This window comes from Streptomyces sp. NPDC004031 (assembly GCF_053604375.1).
The window spans coordinates 47782-71073 of the sequence record NZ_JBSGHL010000004.1 but is presented as its reverse complement, the minus strand read 5'-3'; the positions used below and the strand labels follow the sequence as shown (position 1 = coordinate 71073).

Genomic DNA, 23292 nt, shown 5'->3' with positions numbered 1-23292 from the left:
CCGTCCGGAGAGAAGGAGAACGGGCATGCCGGGGGAACCCGAGACCGTACGGGCCGCCATGCGGGACGGCACGGTGCTGCACGCCGACGTCCGGCGGCCGTCCGGCGGCGGGCCGTGGCCCGTGCTGCTGGCACGGACCCCGTACGGGCGGCGTGACCCCGGCGTGCTCGCCCGGCTCGACCCCGAGGCCGCGCTGCGGCGCGGATTCCTCGTCGTCGTGCAGGACGTGCGCGGCCGCGGCGACTCCGGCGGCACGTGGGAGCCGCTCGTCCACGAGCGGGACGACGGCCACGACACCGTGCGCTGGGCCGCGCGGCTGCCGGGCTGCGACGGGCGCGTGGCGATGTACGGGCCGAGCTACCTGGGGCACACCCAGTGGGCCGCGATCACCGCGCGGCCGCCGGAACTGGCCGCCGCCGTACCGGAGTTCACCTGGGCCGACCCCTACGACGGGCTCGCCGCCCGCGGCGGCGCCGCCGAACGCGGGCTGCTCGCCCAGTGGACGCTCGGCCTCGGCCACGAGGTGCTGAGCCGCCGGTACGCCGCCGACCCCGCAGGGCGCGACCGCGCCCTGCGGGAGCTGGACCGCGCCCGGGAGGGGCTCGCCGCGGGGCGGTGGGAGCCGGCCGTGCTGCGCCGCCTCCCGCTGCCCGGACGACCCGGCGGCCCGCCGCTGCCGCCCGTGCCCGCCGTCCGCCCCGGGCCCGCGGTGCCCACGCTCACCGTCGCCGGGTGGTACGACGCCTTCCTCCAGGGCAGCCTCGACAACCACACCGCGGCCCGCGCGGCGGGCCACCCCGCCGACCTCGTCGTCGGCCCCTGGACCCACGACGACCGCACCGGCCGCCTGACCGGCCACGACTTCGGCCCGGCCGCCGACGAGGCGACACTCGCGGGCGGCCCGTCACTGCGCGAGCGCACCCTGGAGTGGCTCACCTCGGTCCTGACGGAGGAGTCCGTCCCCGCCGAGAGGGGCGAGGACGCGGCTCCGCCGGACGTGTCGGGCCCCGTGGGGACGGGGGACGAGGGTCCTGCCGCCGCAGCAGAGGGCGCGGATGCCGCCGGGCCCACCGGGAAGCCCGGCGGCACCGCTCCGGCACCCGCTCCCGGGGCGGACCGGGGCCTGTCCCCGCGGCGCGCTCCTGCGGCTCGCGGGGGGACGTCCCCGGCACCTGCTCCGGCGGCGGACGGAGACCTGCCCCCTGCGCTCGGGGGTGTGCTGGTCTTCGTCATGGGGGCCGACGAGTGGCGGCGACTCGACCGGTGGCCGCCGGCCGCCGTCGAGACCGCGCTCTACCTGCGCGCGGGCGGTGGGCTGACCGCCGTGCCGCCGGACGCGGACGAGGCGTCCGCGTCCTTCCGGCACGACCCCGCCGATCCGGTCCCGACCCGGGGCGGCGCGCTGCTGCTCACCGAGGGGCATCCGGCCGGTCCCGCCGACCAGCGGGAGGTCGAGGCCCGCCGCGACGTGCTGGTGCACACCGGCCCGCCGCTCACCGCGCCGCTGGAGGTGGCGGGCCGGGTCCGGGCGACGCTGTTCGCGGCCGCGGACACCGGGCCCGCCGACTGGGTGGTCCGGTTGTGCGACGTCGCGCCCGACGGCACCTCGCGCGTGCTCACCGACGGCGTGCGGCGGGTGCCGGCCGCCGGCGGGCACGGGGTGCGCGAGGTGGACGTGGACCTGTGGTCGACGGCGCACGTCTTCCGCCGTGGCCACCGCGTGCGGCTGCACGTCGCGGCGAGCAGCCGCCCGCGCTGGGACGTCGCCGGTCCGCCGGGCGGGCGCACCGTCCACCGCGACGCGGCCCGCCCCTCCCGGGTGGTGCTGCCGGTCACGGCATGACCAGGTCGAACTCCTCCCACGGGCCGATCGCGTCGCGGTTGGCGATGAGCGGCTGCGCCCCGGCGGCCTCGGCCGTGACGTACCGGCCGTTGATCTCGGCCCGCAGGGTGACGCTGCCGTCCGGGTTGTGGAGCAGCGTGAAGGTCTCCCACGCGCCGGCCGCGTCGCGGTTGGCGATCAGCGCGGCCGCGCCCGCGTTCTCCGCCGTCACGAGCTTGCCGTCGGCGTGCGCGCGCAGCGCGATGTGCCCGCCGCCCAGGTTGACCTGGTCGAACTGCTCGGCGGTGCCCGCCGAGGTGCCCGCGGCGATGAGCGGCGAGGCGCCGCCGTTCGGCGCCGTCACGTACTTGCCGTTGGCGTGCGACCGCAGGGCGATCCAGCTGCCGCCGGGCTGCCCGGCGGGGCCGAACAGCGACAGGTCCACCGCGTCGGCGATGGCCTGCAGCCCCGCCTCGTTCGGGTGCAGATGGTCGCCCGCGTCGTAGGCGGGCAGGTAGCGGGCCGGGTTGGCGGGGTCGTGGGTCGCGGTGTCCTGGTCCACGACGCCGTCGCAGCCGCTGCCCGCGCCGCGGACGAAGGCGTTGATCTGCGCCCGCGCGTCCTCGCCCTGCTGCGTCCAGCCGCCCGAGCCCTGGAAGGGCGTGAGCGTCGAGCACAGGAAGGAGATGCCCGCCTGGTGGGCGCGGGTGATGAGCTGCTGGAGCCCGGCGATCAGCTGGTCGCCGCTCGGGCGGTTGCCCGCGCCCAGGTCGTTGATCGGGTCGTCGGAGAAGACGACCCAGCGCACCCCGGGCTGGCCGATCACGTCCCGGTCGAAGCGGTTGAGCGCGCTCTGTCCGGCGCCGTCGCTGAGCAGCTTGTTGCCGCTGATGCCCTGGTTGAGTACGCCGACCGTGCGGCCGCTCGCCGCGAGCCGCGCCGCGAGGTCGTTGGGCCAGCGGCGGTTGGAGTCCTGGGCCGACGCGACCCCGTCGGTGATCGAGGCGCCCAGCGTCGCCACCGCGCCCTGTGCGGCCGGGTTCTGCACGTCGAGGTTGGTCAGGAAGGAGTAACTGCCGCTGGTGCCGCTCACGTTGATGCTGCCGGAGCCGCTGACGTCGCCGCTCGCGGTGTAGTTGGTCTGGGTGCCCTGCTGGTGGTAGGTCGCCGAGCCGGTGGGCTGCGGCAGGTAGAGGCTGACGGCGACGTCGGCCAGCGCGGGCACCGCGAAGCCGACCGTGTCGCTGACCGCGGTGCCGCCCGCGGGCACCGTCACCGTGGACGCGCCGCCGAAGGTGACCGCCCGGTCGGTGCCGGTGTCGACCGAGGAGCCGGACGTGCGGCGCGCGACGTGCACGTCGGACACGGTCAGCGGCGCGGAGCCGAAGGCGTTGGAGATGCGCAGCCGGGCGGCGCTGCCGCCGATGCTGGTGCGCACGATCTGCCGCAGCGTCTGGTGGTCGTACGAGGGGCCGCCGCTCTGCGGGGAGACCGACCAGCTGCCGGTCCAGCCGTCCGCGGCGGCCGCCGCGGACGCCGCGGACGGTGCGGCGGCGGGGGAGTGGGGGGAGGGTGCGGCCGGGGTGGCGGCGGTCGCACGCGTGGGAAGGGCCGTCAGGAACAGTCCGGCGGTCAGGGCGGCGGTCGCCAGGACCGCGGTGCGTCGCAACTGGCGCACATGACCTTGCACAGGTGCCTCCTGTGGGTGTGGGGGATTCCGGCACGCTCATTCCCCGCAGGAGCCCTGCCGACACCCGTACGGCGGAACAGAGTTCGGATGATTACCCGGTCAACGCGGCTTGCGGCGGCCTTCGTTGGTGATTAAGTCGCCTGACATCCGATCTCTGGGTGGGATCGGGTGGGATCGGGCGGGGTCCGGTTGCCGAGGAACACCGCCGTGGAGGACGGCCGCTCCTGATCCCCTGACCGTAATGGCGGTATTTGCTACTCTTGGGGGAACCCGACGAGCGCGTCGTACCGGGACCCTGCAAAGACGGCGCACCCCCGTACATTCCCCATCACGGAGGTGCCGTCATGGCATGGGTCCTTCTTGTCGTCGCAGGTCTGCTCGAGGTCGTCTGGTCGGTCGGTATGAAGTACACCGACGGCTTCACCCGGCTGTGGCCCAGCGTGGCCACCGGCGCGGGCATCGCCGCCAGCATGCTGCTGCTCGCGCAGGCCGCCCGTACGCTGCCCATCGGCACCGCCTACGGGGTCTGGGTCGGGATCGGCGCGGCCGGTGCGGCCGTCGCCGGGATGCTGCTGCTGGGCGAGCCCACGACCGCCGCGCGGATCTTCTTCGTGGCCCTGCTGATCGTCGCCGTCGTCGGCCTCAAGGCCACCTCGGGCCACTGACCGGCGGCGCACGCGGCGGCTCCGGGGGCGGGGGGCTTCTGCCTCCCCGCGCCCCGCAGGACACTGGAGCCATGACCGCGACCTACCGGGACACCTGGATCAGCTGCACCGACGACGCGATACGCATCCGCGGCTACTACTTCCCCTGGGGCACCAAGAAGATCCGCTACGGCTCGCTCGCCGCGGCGAAGCGGGTCCGGCTCGGCCCGACGACCGGGCAGCTGCGGCTGTGGGGCACCGCGAGCTGGACGGTGTGGGCGAGCCTCGACCCCGGCCGGATGCGCAAGAGCGAGGGTGTGCTGCTGGACGTCGGCCACCGGGTCCGCCCGCTGGTCACCCCAGCCGACGTCGGCGCCTTCCTGGCCGCGCTGGACGCGCACGGCGTACCGGGCGCGCGGCCGGACGACGAGGCCTGACGGCCACCGGGGAAGAGGAAGGGATCCCATGGAGAACGGCACCGTACCCGGCGCGGCCGACGCGCTGACCGATGTGCCCGGACTGCGGGTCGGCCAGGCACAGCGCACCGGCGACGGCTGGCTCACCGGTGTCACCGTCGTGCTGGCCCCGCCCGGCGGCGCCGTGACCGCCGTCGACACGCGCGGCGGCGGCCCCTGCACGCGGGAGACCGACGCGCTCGACCCGCGCAACATCGTCCCGCGCGTCGAGGCCGTCGTCCTGTCCGGGGGCAGCGCCTTCGGCCTCGACGCGGCCACGGGCGTCGCGCTCTGGCTGGAGGAGCAGGGCCGCGGCTTCCGGGTCGGCGGACCCGGGCGCGTGGTGCCGGTCGTGCCCGCCGCCTCGCTCTTCGACCTCGGGCGCGGCGGCGACTGGTACGCCCGCCCGGACGCCGCGATGGGCCGCGCCGCCGCCGCGGACGCGGCCTCGGCGCCGGAAGGGGCGCCCGTGCCGCAGGGTGCGACCGGCGCCGGGACGGGCGCGGTCGTCGGCGGCCTCAAGGGCGGCACCGGCACCGCGAGCGCCGTGCTGCCCTCGGGCGTCACGGTGGCGGCCCTCGCGGTCGTCAACGCGGCGGGTTCCGCCGTCGACCCGGCCACCGGCCTGCTCTGGTCCGCGGCCCCGGGCGGTACGCCCGTGCCGCAGGACGTACGGGAGCGGGCGCGCGACCGCCTCGGCGCCGCCGCGGCGCGCTACGCCGAGCGGGTGGCAGGTCCGGTGAACACCACCCTCGCGGTCGTCGCCACCGACGCCGACCTCTCCCGCTCCCAGGCCCAGAAGCTCGCCGGGACCGCCCACGACGGGCTGGCCCGCGCGATCCGCCCGGTGCACCTGCTCTCCGACGGCGACGCCGTCTTCGCGATGGCCACCGGCGCCCGCCCGTTCCTCCCGCCCGGCGCGCCCGCCGCCGACCCGGCCTTCGGTGTCCACCTCGCGGCGGGCGCCCTGGACGCGATCTTCGCGGCGGGCGCCGACACCCTGGCTCGCGCCATCGGCAACGCCGTGCTGGCGGCCGAGTCCGTCACCGGTCCGGGCGGCGACTTCCCCTCCTACCGGGAGCTGTACGGCAGCTGAGCCCGTACACCTACAGCCGGTGCTCAGCCCGCCGCGCGGGTGATACGGCGGCGGGCCACCACCAGCAGCAGACCCGCGGCGACGAGGGTGCTGCCGCCGGTCAGGAAGGCCGCGCGGGTGAAGCCGCCGGAGCCGGTCATCGCGAGGCTGCCGGGCTCCTGCACGGCGCGCGGGGCGCTCGGCGAGGGAGCCGGGGCGGCCGCGGGCCCGCGGGTGGCGGTCGCGGTGGGCGCCGCGGTGCGGTGGTGCGCCGCGGGGGCCGCACGGTGCGTCGGTGTGCCGGACGCGGTGGTGGCCGGCGCCGGGCCGGTGGGCGGCACGGGGACCTGGAGGGTCTGCGGCGCGGCGCCGCTCGCGTCGAGGTAGGGGTCGTCGGCCGCCTCCAGGGAGGTGGAGGCCGTGCCCGCCGCGCTCGCCGTGACGTCCGCGGTGAAGCGCCCGTCGGCCCCGGTGCGCACGGTGCGGACCACCGGCGCGGAGCCGTCCGCGGTCTGGTACGCGATCCGCACCGGCACGTCCGCGGCCGGCAGCCAGCCGCCGTCCGCGGCGCGTTCGACCAGACCGGAGGCCGTGACCGTACGGCCCTCGGCGGCCGGTTCGCCCAGCGTGTAGGCGGCCGTCAGCCGTACGGCGCTGGGCACCGCCGTGACGTCCACCGCGGCCTCGGCGTCCCAGTCGCCGTAAGTGCCGCCGCCGGGGCCGGGGGTGCGGTGCAGCGCGTGCACAGGCACCGTCCAGGGCCCCGGGCCCGCGTCCGCCGGCCGCAGGCCGATCCGCGCGTCCGGCAGCCGGAAGACGCCGCCGGGGCCGGTCGTCACAGTGCCCAGCAGTTGCGCGCCGGCTCCGGACGGATCACCTGCCACCAGGTCCACGGTGGCGCCCGCCGCGGGCTCGCGCGGGCCGCCGTCCCCCCGGTCGGCGCGGTCCAGCCGCCCGGCCAGCGTCATCGTGCGGTCGGCGTAGTCCGTCACGGAGGGCTGCGCGGTGAAGGTGGCCAGCGTCCACCCGCCCGGCGGATCGCCCGGCGCCGCCTGCGCCGTCCCCGGCAGCCACACCAGCACGGCGGCGACCACCGCCCCCGCCGCCCCCGCCCGCCGTACGGCCCGTTTCCCCGCCCCCGCCATAGCTCCCCGCCTCCTGCCACGTGCCCGTACTCATTGGACGAGCCGGGGGCCCGTCCCGTTGCGGCCGGGAGAGGTAATTTCCGGTGAGGAGTGTGTGAATGCGCGCCCAACGCCCTTTTCACCCACCGCACACCCGCCCCGCACACCTGCTCCGGACGTCTGCCCCGCACACCCGCCCCTGACGCCACGTTCGGCACACCTGTCCCGGACGCCGGGTTCCGCGCGCCCGCTCCGGTGGCCGTGGCCGTCCGCTCCTCGCCGACCCGTCCGCGCCGCGGGTGCGGGGAGGCGGGCGAGCGGGGGAAGGCTTCCTCCATGCACTCCATCACCGACTGGCTCTCGCGCTTGTCCGGCCCCGCGGTCTACGCCGTCGTGGGGGCCCTCGTCTTCTGTGAGGACGCGCTCTTCTTCGGCTTCGTGCTGCCCGGCGAGACGGCCGTGGTGCTGGGCGGGGTGATCGCCAACGAGGGCCGGGTCTCGGTGTACTGGCTGGCCGCCGTGGTCGTGCTGGCGGCCGTCGCCGGGGATTCGGTCGGGTACGAGATCGGCCGGCGGTACGGGCCGCGCATCCTGGAGGTCAGGACGCTGCGCGGGCACCGCGAGCGGATCGACCAGGCGCGCGACCTGATCCGCAGGCGCGGCCCCGCCGCGGTCTTCCTCGGGCGCTTCATCGCCTTCTTCCGCGCGATGATGCCCGCGCTCGCCGGTATCTCGCGGATGCCCTACCCGACGTTCCTGCTCTTCAACGCGCTGGGCGGGCTGGTGTGGGGCGTCGGCTTCACCCTGCTGGGCTACTTCGCCGGCAACGCGTACAAGCGCGTCGAGAAGACCGCGGGCACGGCGGTGGCCGTCGTGGTCGCCGTCATCGTGGTGGTGGCGCTGGTGGTGTGGCAGGTCCGCAAGCGGCGCCGCGAGCACGACTGACGCCGACGGGCCGCGTCCACCCGGGCCGTACGCATGTACGTGGGTCGTACGAGCATGCTGTTTCGGCAGTTCCGCGCGGTGACAATGTGCGGAAACAGCAACAATCGAGCCGGACGAGGTTCGAAACCGGCCCGGCGTGAGAAACCGAGCAGTATGGCTAACTCGTCTTCTCCCTCCGGGACGGCGGACCGGCCGCGACCGCGGTCGCGACGCCGTCCGGCCGTCCTCACCGCCGCGGCGGTGGCCCTGCTGTCCGCCGCGGCCACCGGCTGCGGTGGCAACGGTGACGGCTCGGCCGCCGCGCCCTCCGCCGACGGCAACGACACCTCGCAGTCCGCCCCGGCCGCCACCTCCGGCACCGCGACGCCCACCGACGGCACGTCCGACGGTCAGGCCACGGCCACTCCGGAGCCCCCGGCCACCACCGGGTCCTCCGCCTCGGCGGGCTCCTCCGGCTCGTCCGGCTCCTCCGGCGGCGCGCAGCAGCAGTCCACCGCCCGCTGCACGGTCACCGACCTCAAGATGACCCTGGGGCGCGGCGACCCGGGCGCGGGCAACATCTACTACCCGCTGGACTTCACCAACACCACCGGCCACGCCTGTGTCCTCAATGGCTTCCCGGGCGTCTCCCTGCTGCGCGGCGACGGCAGCGTCATCGGCAAGCCCGCGACGCGCCAGACGGTCAAGGCGGCGGCGGTGCGGATCGCGCCGGGCCAGACCGTCGAGGCCGACCTGCACACCCTCAACCAGGGCGTCAGGGACGGCGGCTGCTGGCGGACGCCCACGCTGATCATGGTCTACCCGCCCGGGTCGACCCAGTCCATGACGCTGGCCACGAAGAACCCCGTCGTCTGCGGCGACACCTTCGACGTCGGCCCCGTGCACTGACCGGCCCCGCCCCCTCCGACCGACCGCCTTCCGCGAACCCCGAGACCCCGAGACCCACCGCACCACCCCGCACCACCGCACCAGCGCACGAGCACGGAAAGGGACCGCCGTGACGGTCAACGGCATCGACGTCGCCTCGTACCAGAGCAGCGACTACAGCACCAGCGGCCTGGACTTCGTCGTCGTCAAGGCCACCGAGGGATCGAGCTACACCAACCCCAGGCACGCCGGGCAGGTCGCGACCGCCCGCGGGCACGGCCTGGTCGTCGGCCACTACCACTTCGCCCGGCCCGGCTCGGTGAGCGCCCAGGCCGACTACTTCCTGGCGCACGCCGGGGCGAAGACCGGGGACTTCCTGGCCTTCGACTGGGAGGACGCCGGGGTCTCCGGCACCGACAAGGACGCCTGGCTCAAGCACGTCAAGGCCAAGGCACCCGAGTACCGCGTCGTCCTGTACTGCAACCGCGACTTCTGGCTGCACCGCGACAGCACGTCCTACTGCGCCGACGGCCTGTGGATCGCCGACCCCTCGGCGCCCAAGGGCCACCCGCGCGTCGAGCATCCCTGGCTCTTCCACCAGTACAGCGAGGCCGGCGGCCTGGACCGCAACGTGGGGCAATTCGCCGACCGCGCGGCCCTGCACACCTGGGCGGGTGGGAGCGCCGCCGCACCGCGCTACGAGCCCTTCCCGGGCTCGGCGTGGTTCACCACCGGGCGCCGCTCGCCCGTCGTGGCCGCCATGCACGACCGGCTGGTCGCGGTCGGCTGCAACCATTACCGGAGCACGGCCAACAAGGATGTCATCGGCTCCGGCGACATCGCCTCCTACGAGGCCTGGCAGCGCAAGTACAACACCGAGCACCACAAGGGCTGGTCCGGCGACGCGCTCAAGTGGCCGCCCGGCCGCGAGACGTGGGACGCCCTGCACGTGCCCAACGTCTGACGGCGCCCGCCCGGCCGGGGTCCCGAACGTGTGACCCGGCACGCCGCCCCGTTACGCACGGGGCCGGGCCGGGAAACCGCTGTCCATGGAGCCGATCGAGGCACTGGAGCGGATCGCCTTCCTGCTGGAACGCGCCGACGCGCCCGTCTACCGCATCCGCGCGTTCCGCAACGCCGCCGCCGTACTGTCCGCCCTGCCGCCCGGCGAGCTGGAGCGGCGTACGGCGGCCCGCCGCTTCACCGATCTCAAGGGCATCGGCAGCACCACCGGCACGGTGCTCGCCGAGGCCGCCCAGGGCCGCGTCCCCGGCTACCTCGCCGACCTCGAACGCGACCACGGCGGCCCGCTCACCCCGGCCGGCGCCGCCCTGCACGCGGCGCTGCGCGGCGACTGCCACCTGCACTCCGACTGGTCCGACGGCAACAGCCCGATCGCCGTGATGGCGCGGGCCGCCCGCGCCGAGGGCCACACGTGGGCGGTGCTCACCGACCACTCGCCGCGGCTGCGTGTCGCCCACGGGCTGACCGCCGACCGGCTGCGCCGCCAGCTCGACACCGTCGCCGAGCTGAACGAGCAGCTCGCCCGGGGGCCCCGGCCCTTCCGGCTGCTGACCGGCATCGAGTGCGACATCCTCCCGGACGGCTCGCTCGACCAGGACGACGAACTGCTCGCGCGGCTGGACGTCGTCGTCGCCTCGGTGCACTCCGAGCTGCGGATGGCCGCTCCCGCCTTCACCCGCAGGCTGCTCGCCGCCGTCGGCAACCCGCTGGTGAACGTGCTCGGCCACTGCACGGGCCGGCTGATCGGTGAGCGCCGCACCCGTCCGGAGTCCTCCTACGACGCCGCGGCGGTCTTCGCCGCGTGCGCGGAGGCCGGGACCGCGGTGGAGATCAACAGCAGTCCCCAGCGGCTCGACCCGCCGCGCCGGCTGCTGGCCCTGGCCAGGGACGCGGGCGTGCTCTTCGCGATCGACAGCGACGCGCACGCGCCCGGCCAGCTCGGCTGGCAGGCCTACGGCTGCGCGCGCGCCGAGGAGGCCGGGATCCCGGCCGCGCGCGTCGTCACCACCTGGACCGCCGACCGGCTGCTCGCCTGGAGCGGCGGCAGGCCCCCGCCGTGAGGGGCGCGGAAAAGCACCTGCCGCGCCCGGCGCCCCTGACAGGCGCCGGGTGCGGCAGGCAGTCCCGGGAAGGGAAGGATGTCACACCGTGGTGCACACCGTCCCGTTGAGTGTGAAGACCGTCGGCGGCTGGTAGGCGCCGTTGTTGGCGCCGGTGAAGCCGAAGGTCGCCGAGTTGCCGCCGTTCGGGGCGAGCGTGGCGTTCCAGTCGACCGGGGTCGCCGTCACATGGCTGCCGTCGGACTTCAGGACCGCGTTCCAGAAGCCGCTGACCGACTCGCCGCTGCTCGGGAAGGTGAAGGCGAGCGTCCAGCCGTTGATGGTCGCCGGTCCGGTGTTGGTGACCGTCACGTTGGCGTTGAAGCCGTTGCCCCAGCCGGCCGTCAGGTCGTACGACACCTTGCAGGTGGAGTCCTGCGGGGTGCCGGTGCGGACGGTGAGCGGGTCCGAGGGGCGTGACAGGTGGCCGCTGGAGTCCCTGGCCAGGATGTTCCAGGTGCCGGTGCTGCCGGGCACCAGGTTGTACACGGTCGCCGAGGTGCCGGTGGAGGTCGCCACCAGCTCGCTGTTGGCGCCGATCTGCCGGTAGACCTCGTAGCGGTCGACCTTGCCGCCGGTCGAGGGCGTCCAGCTCACCGTCGCGGTCGTGGCGCCCGCGGCGGTGACCTTCGGGGCGCCCGGTGCGCTCAGGGCCGAGCCGGTGCCGGCCTTCGGGTGCACGGTCACGGTGGTGATCGAGTACGGCGGGAGCGTCCAGCTGCCGGTGTTCGGCGCGGTGGCGCTGTCGATCGAGGAGGCCTGGTCGCGGAAGGTGTCGACGGTGGCCGCCCCGCCGTCCGGCAGGAAGTTCTGGTAGCTCAGGGCCACGGTCTGCGCCTTGGCCGGGTCCTTGTTGATGAGCATGACGCTCAGGTCGCCGTTCTTGCGGTGCACCGCGTGCGCCGCCACCAGCGGGCTGCCGCTGGCCGCGCCGATGAGCTGGTCGCCGGGCGTGCCGAGATGGCTGAGCATCGAGATGGCGTGGTAGGGCGCGAAGGGCGTGTTGAGCGGGGGCTCGCACACGTCGCCGACGCAGGTGCCGCTGGAGAGGATGCCGTAGTCGTTGAAGTCCGTCGCGCCGTCCGGGGCGGTGCTGATCGCGCCGGGCCCGTTGTGGGTGTCCCACCAGTCGACGGTGAAGACGCCGTTCTGCAGCGCGGTGAGGTACGCGTCCGCGCCGAACAGCGCGTTGGGCTGGGTGTCCTCGAAGACGTTGGAGTTCAGCTCGGTCAGCGCGACCGGCATGTCCGCCGCGCCGCCCGCGGCCAGCTGGTCGTGCAGCTGGGCGAGTTCACCCGACAGCTGGGAGGGGGTGTTGAGCATCCCGGCCGCGTCCGAGCCGCCCGGGTACCAGTGGACGATGACGAAGTCGGCCTTGCCGGCGATCAGCGGGATCACCGTGTGGTTCCAGTCGGACGTCTCGCCGCCCGCCATCACCCCGTCCGGCCAGTTGCCGGGCAGCGTCAGCACCGCGCCGACCTTGACGGTCGGGTCGACGGCCTTCATCGCGGCGGCGTAGTCGGCGACGTTGTGCGCGTAGGCCGTCGGCGAGGTGTCGGCGTGGTTGTCGGTCTCCCAGCCGCTGCCGTAGTGGCCGTTGCCGTACAGCTCGTTGCCGACCTCCCAGAACTTCGCGCCGTAGTTCTTGGTGACGTTGGCGTAGCGCACCCAGTCCGCGGCCTCCTGCGGGGTGCCCGAGCCGTAGTTCGCGATGAGGATGGGCTGCGCGCCGATCTTCTTGACCGTGCCCATGAAGGCGTCGAAGTCGGTGCCGGGTGCGACGTAGCCGCCCGGGGCGGTGTTGTCGACCCAGTGGTAGATGTCGCCGTAGGAGCCGCCGGGGTAGCGCATCATGCCGATGTTCGCGGCCGACAGCAGGTCCTGGACCTCGGGGACGTTCATCTGCGAGTCCCACACCGCGCTGTTGAGCCCGTACGCGGTGCCCGGGATGGTGCCCTGGCCCTCGGCGGCGTTCACCGTGACGCCGACGGCCTGCGGGGCCGGGGCGCCGGGGTCGTCGGCCAGCGCGGTACCGCCGCCGGCCAGCAGCGCGGCGCCGAGCGCCAGCGCGGAGGCGCAGGCGGCGAGCCGTCTGCGCGGATGTGCGGAGCTTTTCGCAATGCCTGGACGCAACGGTCTCTCACCTTCGCGAGGCGTGACGTGGGGGTGTGCGCGGTGCGTGGGAGCGCTCCCATATTTGACACGGCGACCCCCGTTGTCAATGCCCGGACGCGGACCGGGAACGGCTCCCCTGCCGCGCCCGGACGCGCGCGGCAGGCGTCAGGCGCCGAGCCGGTCGATCTGCCGCATGCGGTTGGTGACGTCCAGCGCGGCGACCTTGTACGACTCGGCCAGCGTCGGGTAGTTGAAGACCGCGTCGACCAGGTAGTCCACCGTGCCGCCGCAGCCCATCACGGCGTGCCCGATGTGGATCAGCTCGGTCGCGCCGGTGCCGAAGCAGTGCACACCCAGCAGCCGCCGGTCCTGCGGGGACACCAGCAGCTTGAGCATGCCGTGCGCGTCGCCGATGATCTGGCCGCGGGCCAGCTCGCGGTAGCGCGAGACGCCCACCTCGAAGGGCACCGAGGCGTCGGTCAGCTCGTCCTCGGTGCGGCCGACGAAGCTGATCTCCGGGATCGTGTAGATGCCGATCGGCTGGAGGTCGGCGAGCGCGTGCGCCGGTTCGCCGAAGGCGTGGTAGGCGGCGCAGCGGCCCTGCTCCATCGAGGTCGCGGCGAGCGCTGGGAAGCCGATGACGTCGCCGACGGCGTAGATGTGCGGCACCGTGGTGCGGTAGTGCTCGTCCACCGTGAGCCGGCCGCGCTTGTCGGCCGCCAGGCCCGCCTTGTCCAGCGCCAGTCCGTCGGTCAGGCCCTGCCGTCCGGCGGAGTACATGACGGCGTCGGCCGCGATCTTCTTGCCGCTCGCCAGCACCGTCAGGGTGCCGTTCTCGTGCCGCTCCACCGCGGCCACGGTCTCGCCGAAGCGGAAGGTCACCCCGAGGTCGCGCAGGTGGTAGCGCAGCGCCTCGACGATCTCCGCGTCGCAGAAGTCCAGCATGCCCTCGCGCTGCTCGACCACGGTGATCCGGCTGCCGAGCGCGGCGAACATCGAGGCGTACTCCATGCCGATCACCCCGGCGCCGACGATCACCATGGAGCGCGGCACCCGCTCCATGCGCAGCACGCTGTCGGAGTCCATCACGGTGCGGTCGTCGAACTCCACGCTCGCCGGGCGGGCCGGACGCGTCCCGGTCGCGATGACGATCCGGTCGGCGGTCGCCACCCGCTCCTGGCCGCCCGCGTCCGTCACGGCCACGGTGTGCTCGTCCAGGAAGCGCCCGGTGCCGTCCAGCACCGTGACGCGGTTGCGGGACAGCTGGCTGCGCACCACGTCCACCTCGCGGCCGACGACGTGCTGCGTCCTGGCCGTCAGGTCGGCGACGGTGATGTCCTCCTTGAGCCGGTAGCTCTGCCCGTACAGATCCCGCTGGTTGAGGCCGGTGAGGTAGAGCACCGCCTCGCGCAGCGTCTTGGACGGGATCGTGCCGGTGTGCAGGGACACCCCGCCGAGCCGGTCCGAGCGGTCGACCAGGGCCGCCCGCTTCCCGAGTTTCGCGGCCGCGATGGCCGCCTTCTGCCCGCCGGGGCCCGAACCGATCACCAGTATGTCGTAGTCGCGCACCCGGCCAGTCTGTCAGCCGGGCCGCGCGGGCGTCACCGCTTCGGTACGCGCGGGGCCCGGCGGCGCGGCTACTTCGGGTGCTGCGGGCGCCGCAGCGGCGCGCGGCCCGGCGGCTGCGCGGGCGGCGGGCGGTGCTCGGACGCGGGCAGCTCCCGCTCGGCGGGCTTGTCCGTGGTGAGGGTGAACTCCTCCCCGTAGTGGACGAGTTGGAGCGGCTCGCCGGACGCCAGGGTGTACGTCGCCGTGCCGCGGCCGACCTCCACCCGCAGCCGGCGGCCGCGGAAGAGCAGCCGGAAGGAGATGCGGCTGAGCGTCTCCGGCAGCCGGGGCGCGAACCGCAGCCGGCCGCCGTCGAAGAGCCGCATCCCGCCGAGCCCGGCGACCAGCGCCGTCCAGGTGCCGGCCAGCGCCGCGATGTGCAGCCCGTCGCGCGCGTTGTTCTCCAGGTCCTCCAGGTCGATCATCGCCGACTCGCCGAGATAGTCGTACGCCAGCTGCAGATGCCCGACCTCGGCGGCGATCACCGCCTGCCCGAAGGCCGACAGCGACGAGTCGCGCACGGTCAGCGGCTCGTAGTAGGCGAAGTTGCGGGCCTTCTGCTCCAGCGTGAAGGCGTCGCCGCGCAGGTACATCGCCAGCACCAGGTCCGCCTGTTTGACGACCTGCTTGCGGTAGAGGTCGAAGTACGGGTAATGCAGCATCAGCGGGTAGTTCTCGGGGTCGGTGCGGCCGAAGTCCCACATCTGGTGCCGGGTGTAGCCCATCGACTGCTCGTGCACCCCGAGGCCCTCGTTGTAGGGCAGCGCCATCGCCGCCGCGGCGTCCCGCCAGGCCGCGGTCTCCTCGTCGGTCACGCCGAACTCCGCGGCATGCCGCGGGTGCCGCTCGGCGGCGTCCGCGGCGGCCTCCAGGTTCGCCTGCGCCATCAGGTTGGTGTAGGCGTTGTCGTCGCTGATCGCGCTGTACTCGTCGGGTCCGGTCACCCCGTCGATGTGGAAGGCGCCCGCGTGGTCGTGGTGGCCCAGCGAGCGCCACAGCCGGGCGGTCTCGACGAGCAGTTCGAGCCCGGTGCTGCGTTCGAAGTCCTCGTCGCCGGTGACCGCGACGTAGCGCACGACCGCGTCGGCGATGTCGGCGTTGACATGGAAGGCGGCGGTGCCGGCCGGCCAGTAGCCGGACGCCTCCTCGCCGTTGATCGTCCGCCACGGGAAGGCGGCGCCGGCGAAGCCCAGTTGGCGGGCCCGCTCCTTCGCGGCGGGCAGCGTGTTGCGGCGCCAGCGCAGCACCTCCGCGGCGGCCCGCGGCGAGGTGTACGTCAGCAGCGGCAGCACGAAGGTCTCGGCGTCCCAGAAGGTGTGGCCGTCGTAGCCGGAGCCGGTCAGGCCCTTGGCGGGGATGGCCCGCTCCTCGGCCCGCGCGCCGACCTGGAGCACGTGGAAGAGCGCGAAGCGCACCGCCTGCTGGATCTCGGTGTCGCCGTCCACCTCGACGTCGGCGCGGTCCCAGAAGTCGTCCATGTACGCCCGCTGCTGGTCCAGCAGGCCCTTCCAGCCGGTGTCCCTGGCGCCCACCAGTGCGGCGTCGGCCTGGTCGCGCAGCGCGGGCAGCGAGCGGGTCGCCGACCACCCGTAGGCGACGAACTTCTCCAGCCGCAGCGCCTGCCCGGCGCCCACCACCGAGGTGACGGTCAGCCGGCTCACGTCGTCGGCGGAGTCCGCCGACACCTGCGTGGTGCCCGCCGGGCCCTCCACCCGGTGGTCGGCGGCCACCGCGACCCGCAGGTTGCTGCGGGTGGTGGAGTGCACCAGCCGCAGCCGGGTGCCCGTGGCGGAGTGCTCCTCGCCCATCAGCGGCGAGGACAGCGCGGCCGACACCCGCGGGTCGCCGGGGGAGTGCGGCACCTCCTCGTTGGCCGCCAGCTCCGACTGGACCACCAGCCGCACCTCGCCGTCCAGCGGCTCCACCTCGTAGGCGATGGCGGCGACCGCGCGCTGCCGGAAGGACACCATCCGGGTCGAGCGCACCCGCACCGCGCGCCCCGCGGGCGAGACCCACTCGCACTCGCGGCGCAGCACCCCGGCCCGCAGGTCCAGCTCCCGCACGTGGCTGCGGACCGTGCCGTAGCGCAGGTCGAACGGCTCGTCGTCGACCAGCAGCCGGATCAGCTTGCCGTTGGTGACGTTGATGACCGTCTGGCCCGACTCCGGGTAGCCGTAGCCCGCTTCGGCGTACGGCAGCGGGTGCAGCTCGTGCAGCCCGTTGAGGTACGTGCCGGGCAGGCCGTTGGGCTCGCCCTCGTCGAGGTTGCCGCGCCAGCCGATGTGGCCGTTGGACAGCGCGAACACCGACTCGCTCTGCGGCAGCAGGTCGAGGTTGAGCTCCAGCTCGCGCAGGCTCCACGGTGAGACCTCGTAGGCCGGGTCGGTGATCACCGGGCGGGCTCCAGCAGTTCGGCGAGGTCGGTCACGACGACGTCGGCGCCGTGCCGGCGCAGCTCCTCGGCCTGCCCGGTGCGGTCCACGCCGACGACCCGGCCGAACCGCCCGGCGCGCCCGGCGTCCATGCCGACCAGCGCGTCCTCGAAGACCGCGGACTCGTCCGGGCCGAAGCCCAGGTCGCTCGCCGCCTCCAGGTAGGTGTCGGGCTTGGGTTTGCCGCGCAGGCCCCGCTCACGGGCCACGTTGCCGTCGATGCGCACATCGAGCAGCTGCTCGATCCCGGCGGCCACCAGCACGTCCCGGCAGTTGGCGGACGAGGAGACCACCGCGGTGCGCAGCCCCGCGGCGCGCACCGCCTCCAGGTAGCGCACCGAGCCGGGGTAGGGCGCGACGCCCTCCTCGCGGATCTTCTCCAGCACCAGCACGTTCTTGCGGTTGCCGACGCCGTGCACGGTGTTCAGTTCGGGCGGGTCGTCCTCCTCGCCCTCGGGCAGCTCGATGCCGCGCGAGGACAGGAAGCTGCGCACCCCGTCCGCGCGCGGCCGGCCGTCCACGTAGGTGTCGTAGTCCGCGGTGGCGTCGAAGGGCTGGAAGTCCGGGCCCTCGATGGTGCGCAGCACCGCGTCGAAGGTGTCCTTCCAGGCGGCGGCGTGCACCAGCGCCGTCGGGGTGAGCACACCGTCGAGGTCGAAGAGGCAGGCACGGATGCCGTCGGGAAGGCCGATCTCGGTCATGACGCAGCTTGTGCCCGCTGACCGGGCCGGGTATGTCAGCCGCCTCGGAAGTCCGCCCGACTCGCCGAACGGCCGCCCGCCGTCCGGGCGGGCCCGGCGTTCAGCCGCCCAGCCGGTTGATGTCCCGGGTGGACAGGATGTGCGGGCCCGCGCCCTCCAGCCGTACGGCGGCCAGCATCGACCGGCCCAGCACCTCGGTGGTGGTCACCCGGTCCGGCACCAGCCGGTGCGCCAGCGGGTAGAGCCACGAGGTCAGCCGGTAGACGGTGCGGTAGAGCGGGGTGCGGGAGACGGCGCCGTCCACCGGGCGGATGTACCCGGGGCGGAACATGTACGCGCGCATGTCCATGGCCAGCAGCGCGTTCTCCGTGCCGCCCTTGATCCTCGCCCAGGCCACCCGGCCCTGCTCGGTGCTGTCGGTGCCGGCCCCCGAGACGTAGGTGAAGGTCAGTTCGGGGTTGCCCGCCGACAGCAGCCGGGCGGCGGCGAGCGGGAAGTCGTGGCTGACCCGGCGGTAGACCTCGGCGCTGTGCCCGGTGGTGGAGACCCCCAGGCAGTAGAAGCAGGCGTCCGCGCCCGCCAGCTCGGCCGCGACCGGGGACAGGTCGGCGAAGTCGGAGTGGGTGACCTCGCGCAGCTTGGGGTGGGCGGTGCCGAGCGGGCCGCGGCCGACCGCGACCACCTCCGTCACGCCCTCGTCCCGCAGCGCGGCGCGCAGCGCCCCGTGCCCGACCATGCCCGAGGCACCGAAGACAACCACCTTCATCGCGGACCGCCGCCGCCTTCCCGCATCCGCCGTCACCGCTGGCCGGGCGCCGGCGGCACCCGCGGAGGGACGATGGTAACTCCCCTGGCGGGCGGCCTGGTTCACCGCTCAGTCGGAGACGACCGCGATCTTGTGCAGGTAGTCGCCGGTGACGGCGCGGCCCAGCAGGAAGTCGGCGACGTCGGCCCGGGAGACGGTCGGCGTCCCGTGCAGGTCGAGCTTCTCGCCGTGCCGGTAGCGGCGGGTGTGGGCGCCGTTGGTGAGCATCACCGGGTAGACCAGCGTCCAGTCCAGGCCGCTGTCGCGCAGCACCCGCTCGCCCGCGGCCTTGTCGGCGTAGACCCGGCCGAGCAGCAGCCGGTAGCCGAGCCGCGGCACCGGCGGGACCTCCGCCAGGGTGTCGCCGACGCCGAGGCCGGACAGCCACACGACCCGGGAGACCTCGGCGGCGCGCATCGCCGCCACGATCCGCGGCGCCGCTTCGGCCATGACGGCGGGCGCCCGCAGGCCCTGCCAGGTGCGCGCGGTGCCCAGGGCCACGATCACGGCGTCGCTGCCGGTGACCGCGGCGGTCACCGCCTCCTGGTCGGACGTCACCTGCCCGACGGCGATCGTCAGCCCGGCGCGCGCGGGCGGCGCCTTGGCCGGGTCCCGCACGAAGGCGGTCACCTCGTGCCCGGCGGCCAGCGCCTGGGCGACCACCTGGCGCCCGGTCGCGCCGCTGCTGCCGAAGACCGCGATCCGCACGGCGTCCTCCCGCTGCTGTCGTGTCCGGTGCCGCTGCATGTCCGGCGGGGTACGCGGGCGGCGGCACGCCGGGCCGCGGCCCCGCTCGTACCGTACCCGGGCACGGCGCGGGCGGGGCGGGGTGTCAGGCGCCGACCGGGTCGGCGAGGTGTTCGACGGCGCTGACCAGCCGGGCGAGCTGCGGGTCCTGGGCGGCCTGGTCGAGGGCCTCGCGCAGCGCCGCGTTGTTGGTCGGACGGGCGGCGGCGAGCAGGTCGGCCCCGGCCGGGGTGACGTCGGTGTAGATGCCGCGCCGGTCGGTCGGGCACAGGTAGCGCGACAGCAGCCCGCGCTCCTCCAGCCGGGTGACCAGCCGGGTCGTCGCGGACTGGCTGAGCACCACCGCGTCGGCGACCTGCTTCATCTGCAGATGGCCGCCGTCGCCGTCGTGCTGCCGGCTGAGCACGTCCAGCAGCGAGAACTCCCGGACGCTCAGGTCGTGGTCGGTCTGCAGCGCGCGCTCGATGTGCGCCTCGATCCGGCCGTGCAGCAGGGACAGCGCGCACCACCCGCCGGCGAGTGCGGTCATGGCCGGATCCGTGGCGGTCATCGCTCCTCCTGGCCCGGTGCGGGCGGTCCGGCGCCCGGCTCCGCTGCCGTGCGCACTCGCCCCACTCTAACGCGCTTGCAATTAATCCGCGTCTGCAATTATTGTTAACGCTTGTTACGTGCCCTCGCGGGCAACGTGCCGCCGTGCCGTACGGCGGGATTACCGGAAGGGTTGCGCCTCATGCCTCTCGCGCTGCTGGCCCTGGCCATCGGGGCCTTCGGGATCGGCACCACCGAGTTCGTCCCCATCGGGCTGCTGCCGCAGATCTCCGACGCCTTCGGCGTCTCGGTCCCGACGGCGGGCCTGGCCGTCACCGGGTACGCGCTCGGCGTGGTCGCCGGGGCGCCGCTGATGACGGCGCTGGGCACCCGGATCACCCGCAAGCGGATGCTGATGCTGCTCATGGGGCTGTTCACGGTCGGCAACCTGGTCTCGGCCGGTGCCCCGGACTTCGCGGTGCTGCTGGCCGGGCGGGTGGTCACCTCGCTCGCGCACGGCGCCTTCTTCGGCATCGGCTCGGTCGTCGCCGCCGAACTGGTCGCGCCCGCGAAACGGGCCGGTGCCATCGCGACGATGTTCACCGGCCTGACCGTCGCCAACGTCGTCGGCGTGCCGCTGGGCACCCTCGTCGGCCAGGGCGCGGGCTGGCGCGTCACCTTCCTGGTGGTCGCCGTCCTCGGGGTCGCGGGCCTGTTCGGCGTCGCCCGGCTCGTCCCCGACCTGCCGCGCCCGGAAGGCGTGAGCCTGCGGCACGAGCTCGCCGTCTTCCGCAATGTGCAGGTGCTGCTCGCGCTCGGCACGACCGTCTTCGGCTTCGGCGGGGTCTTCGCCGCCATCACCTACCTGGCGCCGATGATGACCGACGTCGCCGGTTTCTCCGACGGCGGTGTCACCTGGCTGCTGGTGCTGCTCGGCCTCGGCATGGTCGTCGGCAACCTGGCCGGCGGGCGGCTCGCCGACCGGCGGCTGATGCCCGCCCTGCTCACCGCGCTCGTCGGACTGGCCGCCGTGCTCGCCGCCTTCACGGTGACCGCGCACCACCAGGCCGCCGCGGCCGCCACCGTCTTCGCCGTCGGCGCGCTCGGCTTCGCCACCACCCCGCCGCTGCAGAAGCGGGTGCTCGACCAGGCCGCCGGTGCGCCGACGCTCGCCTCCGCCGCCAACATCGGCGCCTTCAACCTCGGCAACGCGCTCGCCGCCTGGCTCGGCGGCCTGGTCATCTCGGCCGGCCACGGCTACACCGCCGCCAACTGGGTCGGTGTGGGCCTGGCGGGCGGCGCGGTGCTGCTGGCCGTGACGTCGCTCGTGCTGGAGCGCGGCGCCCGCCGCCCGGGACGGGTGGTCGCGCGTTCCGCGGCCGGGTCCGCCCCCGCGGACCCGGCCGCGGCGGGGGCCGCGCTCAGCCCGCGGGAGTCACGCCCACGCTGACGTAGGTGACGTCCACGGTGGCGGGCTGCGCCGTCGCGCTCGTCGGCACCGGCACGAAGCCGACCGTGCCGGTGCCGGAGCAGGGCAGGTTAAGGCTCTGCGGGATCGGCACCTTCAGGCCGTACGCCTTGATCTCGGTGGCCGGCGCCGCCGAGGTCGGGTTGCCGAAGGCGACCAGGACGCGGTCGGCCGACTCTCCCGTGTACCCGACCCGGGCCGCGACCGGCGTGGCCCCGGACACCAGTTGGACCGACACCGTCTGGCCGGCCAACGGGTGGCCGGTCGAGGTGCTGCTCACCGGGCCAAAGCAGCCGACCTGGATCACCGCGCCGATCGTGACGCCGTTGACCTGGCCGACGAAGGTCTGGTGCGGCTGGATCGGCAGCGGGTCCACCTGGGCCGCGGACGCGGCCGGCATCCCGAGACCGGCGCCCAGCAGGGCGACGGCCGTGGCGGTGCCGAATCTGCGTAACCGCTGGTGCGTGCTGCGCATGTCTACCTCCGGAAGTGGGGGATCCCGGGGCCGGCCGCGGCCCCGGGGGACAACGAGGGCGAACCGTGCGAGAGCACCTGCATCGTAGTGGCCGCCGCCCCGGACGGACCCCGCCCGGAAGCCACTCGTCCGCGCGCTGCGGGCCCCGGCGCGGACCGGCCCGCCGCGCCCTCCGACCGGGGCCGCTCGGCTGGCGGGGGCCGGGAGCCCGGGGTAGGACAGGAGGAGGTGCGAAGCCGCCGGCGGCGGGAAGGCGAACGACCGGACCGTACGCAGCCCCAGAAGGGACGGACATCGTGGCACGACCCAGGATCCTCGTGGTGGGAGCCGGCTTCGCCGGAGTGGGCTGCGTCCGCAGGCTGGAGCGCAACCTCGGCCGGGACGAGGCGGACATCGCCCTCGTGACGCCGTTCTCCTACCAGCTCTACCTGCCCCTGCTGCCGCAGGTCGCCTCCGGCATCCTCGCCCCGCAGTCGATCGCCGTGTCGCTGCGCCGCAGCCGCCGCTACCGCACCCGTATCGTCCCCGGCGGCGCGGTCGGTGTGGACACCAAGGCCAAGGTCTGCGTGGTCCGGACGATAACCGACGAGATGTTCAACGAGCCCTACGACTACATCGTCCTCGCCCCCGGCAGCATCACCCGCACCTTCGACATCCCCGGCCTGGTGGAGAACGCCCGCGGGATGAAGACGCTCGCCGAGGCCGCGTACGTGCGCGACCACGTCATCGCGCAACTGGACCTCGCCGACGCCTCCCACGACCCGCTGGAGCGCGAGTCGCGGCTGCAGTTCGTGGTCGTCGGCGGCGGCTACGCGGGCACCGAGACCGCGGCCTGCCTGCAACGGCTGACGACCGCCGCACTGCACCGCTACCCGCGGCTGGACCCGAAGCTCATCAAGTGGCACCTGATCGACATCGCCCCCAAGCTCATGCCCGAGCTGGGCGACAAGCTCGGCAGCAGCGCCCAGCAGATCCTGCGCGACCGGGGCATCGAGATCTCGCTCGGCACCTCGATCGCCAAGGCCTCGCCGACCGAGGTGACCTTCACCGACGGCCGGGTGCTGCCCTGCCGCACCCTCATCTGGACCGCGGGCGTCGTGGCGAGCCCGCTGGTCGGCACGCTGGACGCGGAGACCGCGCGCGGCCGGCTCGTCGTCACCCCCGAGATGGCCGTGCCCGGCCGGGAGGGCGTCTTCGCCCTCGGCGACGCCGCGGCCGTCCCCGACCTCACCAAGGACGACGAGGACGCGGTCTGCCCGCCCACCGCGCAGCACGCGATGCGGCAGGGCGTGCGCGCCGCCGACAACGTCATCGCGGCCCTGCGGCACCAGCCGCTCAAGCCCTACCGGCACAAGGACATGGGCCTGGTCGTCGACCTCGGCGGCCGCGACGCGGTGTCCAAGCCGCTGGGCGTCGAGCTGCGCGGGATGCCCGCGCAGGCCGTCGCCCGCGGCTACCACTGGTCGGCGCTGCGCACCAACGTCGCCAAGACCCGGGTGATGACGGACTGGCTGCTCAACGCGGCGGCCGGAGACGATTTCGTGCGCACCGGCTTCCAGTCGCGCAAGCCCGCCACCCTGCGGGACTTCGAGTACACCGACGCCTACCTGTCGGCCGAGGAGATGCGCGAGCAGATCGCCGGGACGCAGCCGCAGACCTGACGGCCGG

Annotated in this window: 20 protein-coding genes and 1 riboswitch; of the genes, 10 read left to right on the top strand and 10 right to left on the bottom strand. The window is 74.5% G+C overall.

Going from position 1 to position 23292, the window contains the following annotated elements; all coding sequences use genetic code 11:
• Positions 1-25: 25 nt before the first annotated feature.
• The gene (locus tag ACWERV_RS03620; RefSeq protein WP_452928228.1) at positions 26-1843 is read left to right on the top strand and encodes a CocE/NonD family hydrolase; all 1818 of its coding nucleotides are present in this window, start codon (positions 26-28) and stop codon (positions 1841-1843) included.
• On the opposite strand, the gene ACWERV_RS03615 is transcribed toward ACWERV_RS03620, so the two are convergent.
• A complete protein-coding gene (locus ACWERV_RS03615) occupies positions 1833-3512 on the bottom strand; it encodes a GDSL-type esterase/lipase family protein (protein WP_452928225.1) in 1680 nt (559 codons plus the stop codon). The two genes, ACWERV_RS03620 and ACWERV_RS03615, sit on opposite strands and share 11 nt — an antisense overlap.
• Positions 3513-3764: 252 nt before the next feature.
• Positions 3765-3825: riboswitch (guanidine-III (ykkC-III) riboswitch) on the top strand.
• Positions 3826-3856: 31 nt separating this feature from the next.
• Between ACWERV_RS03615 and ACWERV_RS03610 the strand changes: the two genes are divergently transcribed.
• From ACWERV_RS03610 to ACWERV_RS03600, 3 genes are all read left to right on the top strand, one after another.
• The gene (locus ACWERV_RS03610; protein ID WP_398184477.1) at positions 3857-4177 is read left to right on the top strand and encodes a DMT family transporter; all 321 of its coding nucleotides are present in this window, start codon (positions 3857-3859) and stop codon (positions 4175-4177) included.
• 71 nt (positions 4178-4248) lie between these two features.
• Positions 4249-4593, top strand: a complete 345-nt coding sequence (locus ACWERV_RS03605; protein ID WP_398184474.1) for a hypothetical protein — start codon at positions 4249-4251, stop codon at positions 4591-4593.
• Between the two features lie 28 nt (positions 4594-4621).
• Positions 4622-5707: a P1 family peptidase gene (locus ACWERV_RS03600; protein WP_452928221.1), complete on the top strand. Its 1086-nt coding sequence runs from the start codon at positions 4622-4624 to the stop codon at positions 5705-5707.
• Between the two features lie 23 nt (positions 5708-5730).
• Here the strand turns inward: ACWERV_RS03600 and ACWERV_RS03595 are convergent, their stop codons facing one another.
• Positions 5731-6831, bottom strand: coding sequence for a hypothetical protein (locus ACWERV_RS03595; protein ID WP_452928218.1), 1101 nt, complete (start codon positions 6829-6831; stop codon positions 5731-5733).
• A 315-nt stretch (positions 6832-7146) separates the two neighbouring features.
• On the opposite strand from ACWERV_RS03595, the gene ACWERV_RS03590 reads away from it, so the two are divergent.
• The 4 genes from ACWERV_RS03590 (at position 7147) to ACWERV_RS03575 (ending at position 10706) form a co-directional block, all read left to right on the top strand.
• On the top strand, positions 7147-7755 hold the full coding sequence (locus tag ACWERV_RS03590) for a DedA family protein (protein WP_452928215.1): 609 nt from the start codon (positions 7147-7149) through the stop codon (positions 7753-7755).
• A 240-nt stretch (positions 7756-7995) separates the two neighbouring features.
• Positions 7996-8643, top strand: a complete 648-nt coding sequence (locus ACWERV_RS03585; protein ID WP_452928212.1) for a DUF4232 domain-containing protein — start codon at positions 7996-7998, stop codon at positions 8641-8643.
• Between the two features lie 109 nt (positions 8644-8752).
• Positions 8753-9586 (top strand): GH25 family lysozyme, encoded by an 834-nt coding sequence (locus ACWERV_RS03580; protein ID WP_452928208.1) that lies wholly within the window; start codon positions 8753-8755, stop codon positions 9584-9586.
• An 85-nt stretch (positions 9587-9671) separates the two neighbouring features.
• On the top strand, positions 9672-10706 hold the full coding sequence (locus tag ACWERV_RS03575; protein ID WP_452928205.1) for a PHP domain-containing protein: 1035 nt from the start codon (positions 9672-9674) through the stop codon (positions 10704-10706).
• Positions 10707-10787: 81 nt separating this feature from the next.
• On the opposite strand, the gene ACWERV_RS03570 is transcribed toward ACWERV_RS03575, so the two are convergent.
• The 7 genes from ACWERV_RS03570 to ACWERV_RS03540 all read right to left on the bottom strand — a co-directional run bounded on the left by ACWERV_RS03570 (position 10788) and on the right by ACWERV_RS03540 (position 19703).
• The gene (locus ACWERV_RS03570) at positions 10788-12878 is read right to left on the bottom strand and encodes a cellulose binding domain-containing protein (protein ID WP_452928203.1); all 2091 of its coding nucleotides are present in this window, start codon (positions 12876-12878) and stop codon (positions 10788-10790) included.
• 147 nt (positions 12879-13025) lie between these two features.
• On the bottom strand, positions 13026-14429 hold the full coding sequence (gene sthA / locus ACWERV_RS03565; protein ID WP_452928200.1) for a Si-specific NAD(P)(+) transhydrogenase: 1404 nt from the start codon (positions 14427-14429) through the stop codon (positions 13026-13028).
• Positions 14430-14497: 68 nt separating this feature from the next.
• Positions 14498-16861: a glycoside hydrolase family 65 protein gene (locus ACWERV_RS03560; protein ID WP_452928197.1), complete on the bottom strand. Its 2364-nt coding sequence runs from the start codon at positions 16859-16861 to the stop codon at positions 14498-14500.
• On the bottom strand, positions 16858-17601 hold the full coding sequence (locus ACWERV_RS03555; protein WP_452928194.1) for an HAD family hydrolase: 744 nt from the start codon (positions 17599-17601) through the stop codon (positions 16858-16860). Before ACWERV_RS03555 ends, ACWERV_RS03560 begins: the two co-directional genes overlap by 4 nt.
• A gap of 100 nt (positions 17602-17701) precedes the next feature.
• Positions 17702-18367: an epimerase gene (locus tag ACWERV_RS03550; RefSeq protein ID WP_452928192.1), complete on the bottom strand. Its 666-nt coding sequence runs from the start codon at positions 18365-18367 to the stop codon at positions 17702-17704.
• 108 nt (positions 18368-18475) lie between these two features.
• The gene (locus ACWERV_RS03545; protein ID WP_452928189.1) at positions 18476-19153 is read right to left on the bottom strand and encodes an NAD(P)-dependent oxidoreductase; all 678 of its coding nucleotides are present in this window, start codon (positions 19151-19153) and stop codon (positions 18476-18478) included.
• 85 nt (positions 19154-19238) lie between these two features.
• A complete protein-coding gene (locus ACWERV_RS03540; protein ID WP_398184434.1) occupies positions 19239-19703 on the bottom strand; it encodes a MarR family winged helix-turn-helix transcriptional regulator in 465 nt (154 codons plus the stop codon).
• A 180-nt stretch (positions 19704-19883) separates the two neighbouring features.
• On the opposite strand from ACWERV_RS03540, the gene ACWERV_RS03535 reads away from it, so the two are divergent.
• Entirely contained in the window at positions 19884-21131 is a 1248-nt protein-coding gene (locus ACWERV_RS03535; RefSeq protein ID WP_398184431.1) for an MFS transporter, read from the top strand.
• Here ACWERV_RS03535 and ACWERV_RS03530 read toward each other — a convergent pair.
• Positions 21103-21624, bottom strand: a complete 522-nt coding sequence (locus ACWERV_RS03530) for a hypothetical protein (protein ID WP_452928187.1) — start codon at positions 21622-21624, stop codon at positions 21103-21105. The genes ACWERV_RS03535 and ACWERV_RS03530 overlap by 29 nt on opposite strands.
• A gap of 296 nt (positions 21625-21920) precedes the next feature.
• On the opposite strand from ACWERV_RS03530, the gene ACWERV_RS03525 reads away from it, so the two are divergent.
• Positions 21921-23285: an NAD(P)/FAD-dependent oxidoreductase gene (locus ACWERV_RS03525; protein ID WP_398184425.1), complete on the top strand. Its 1365-nt coding sequence runs from the start codon at positions 21921-21923 to the stop codon at positions 23283-23285.
• Positions 23286-23292 lie beyond the last annotated feature (7 nt).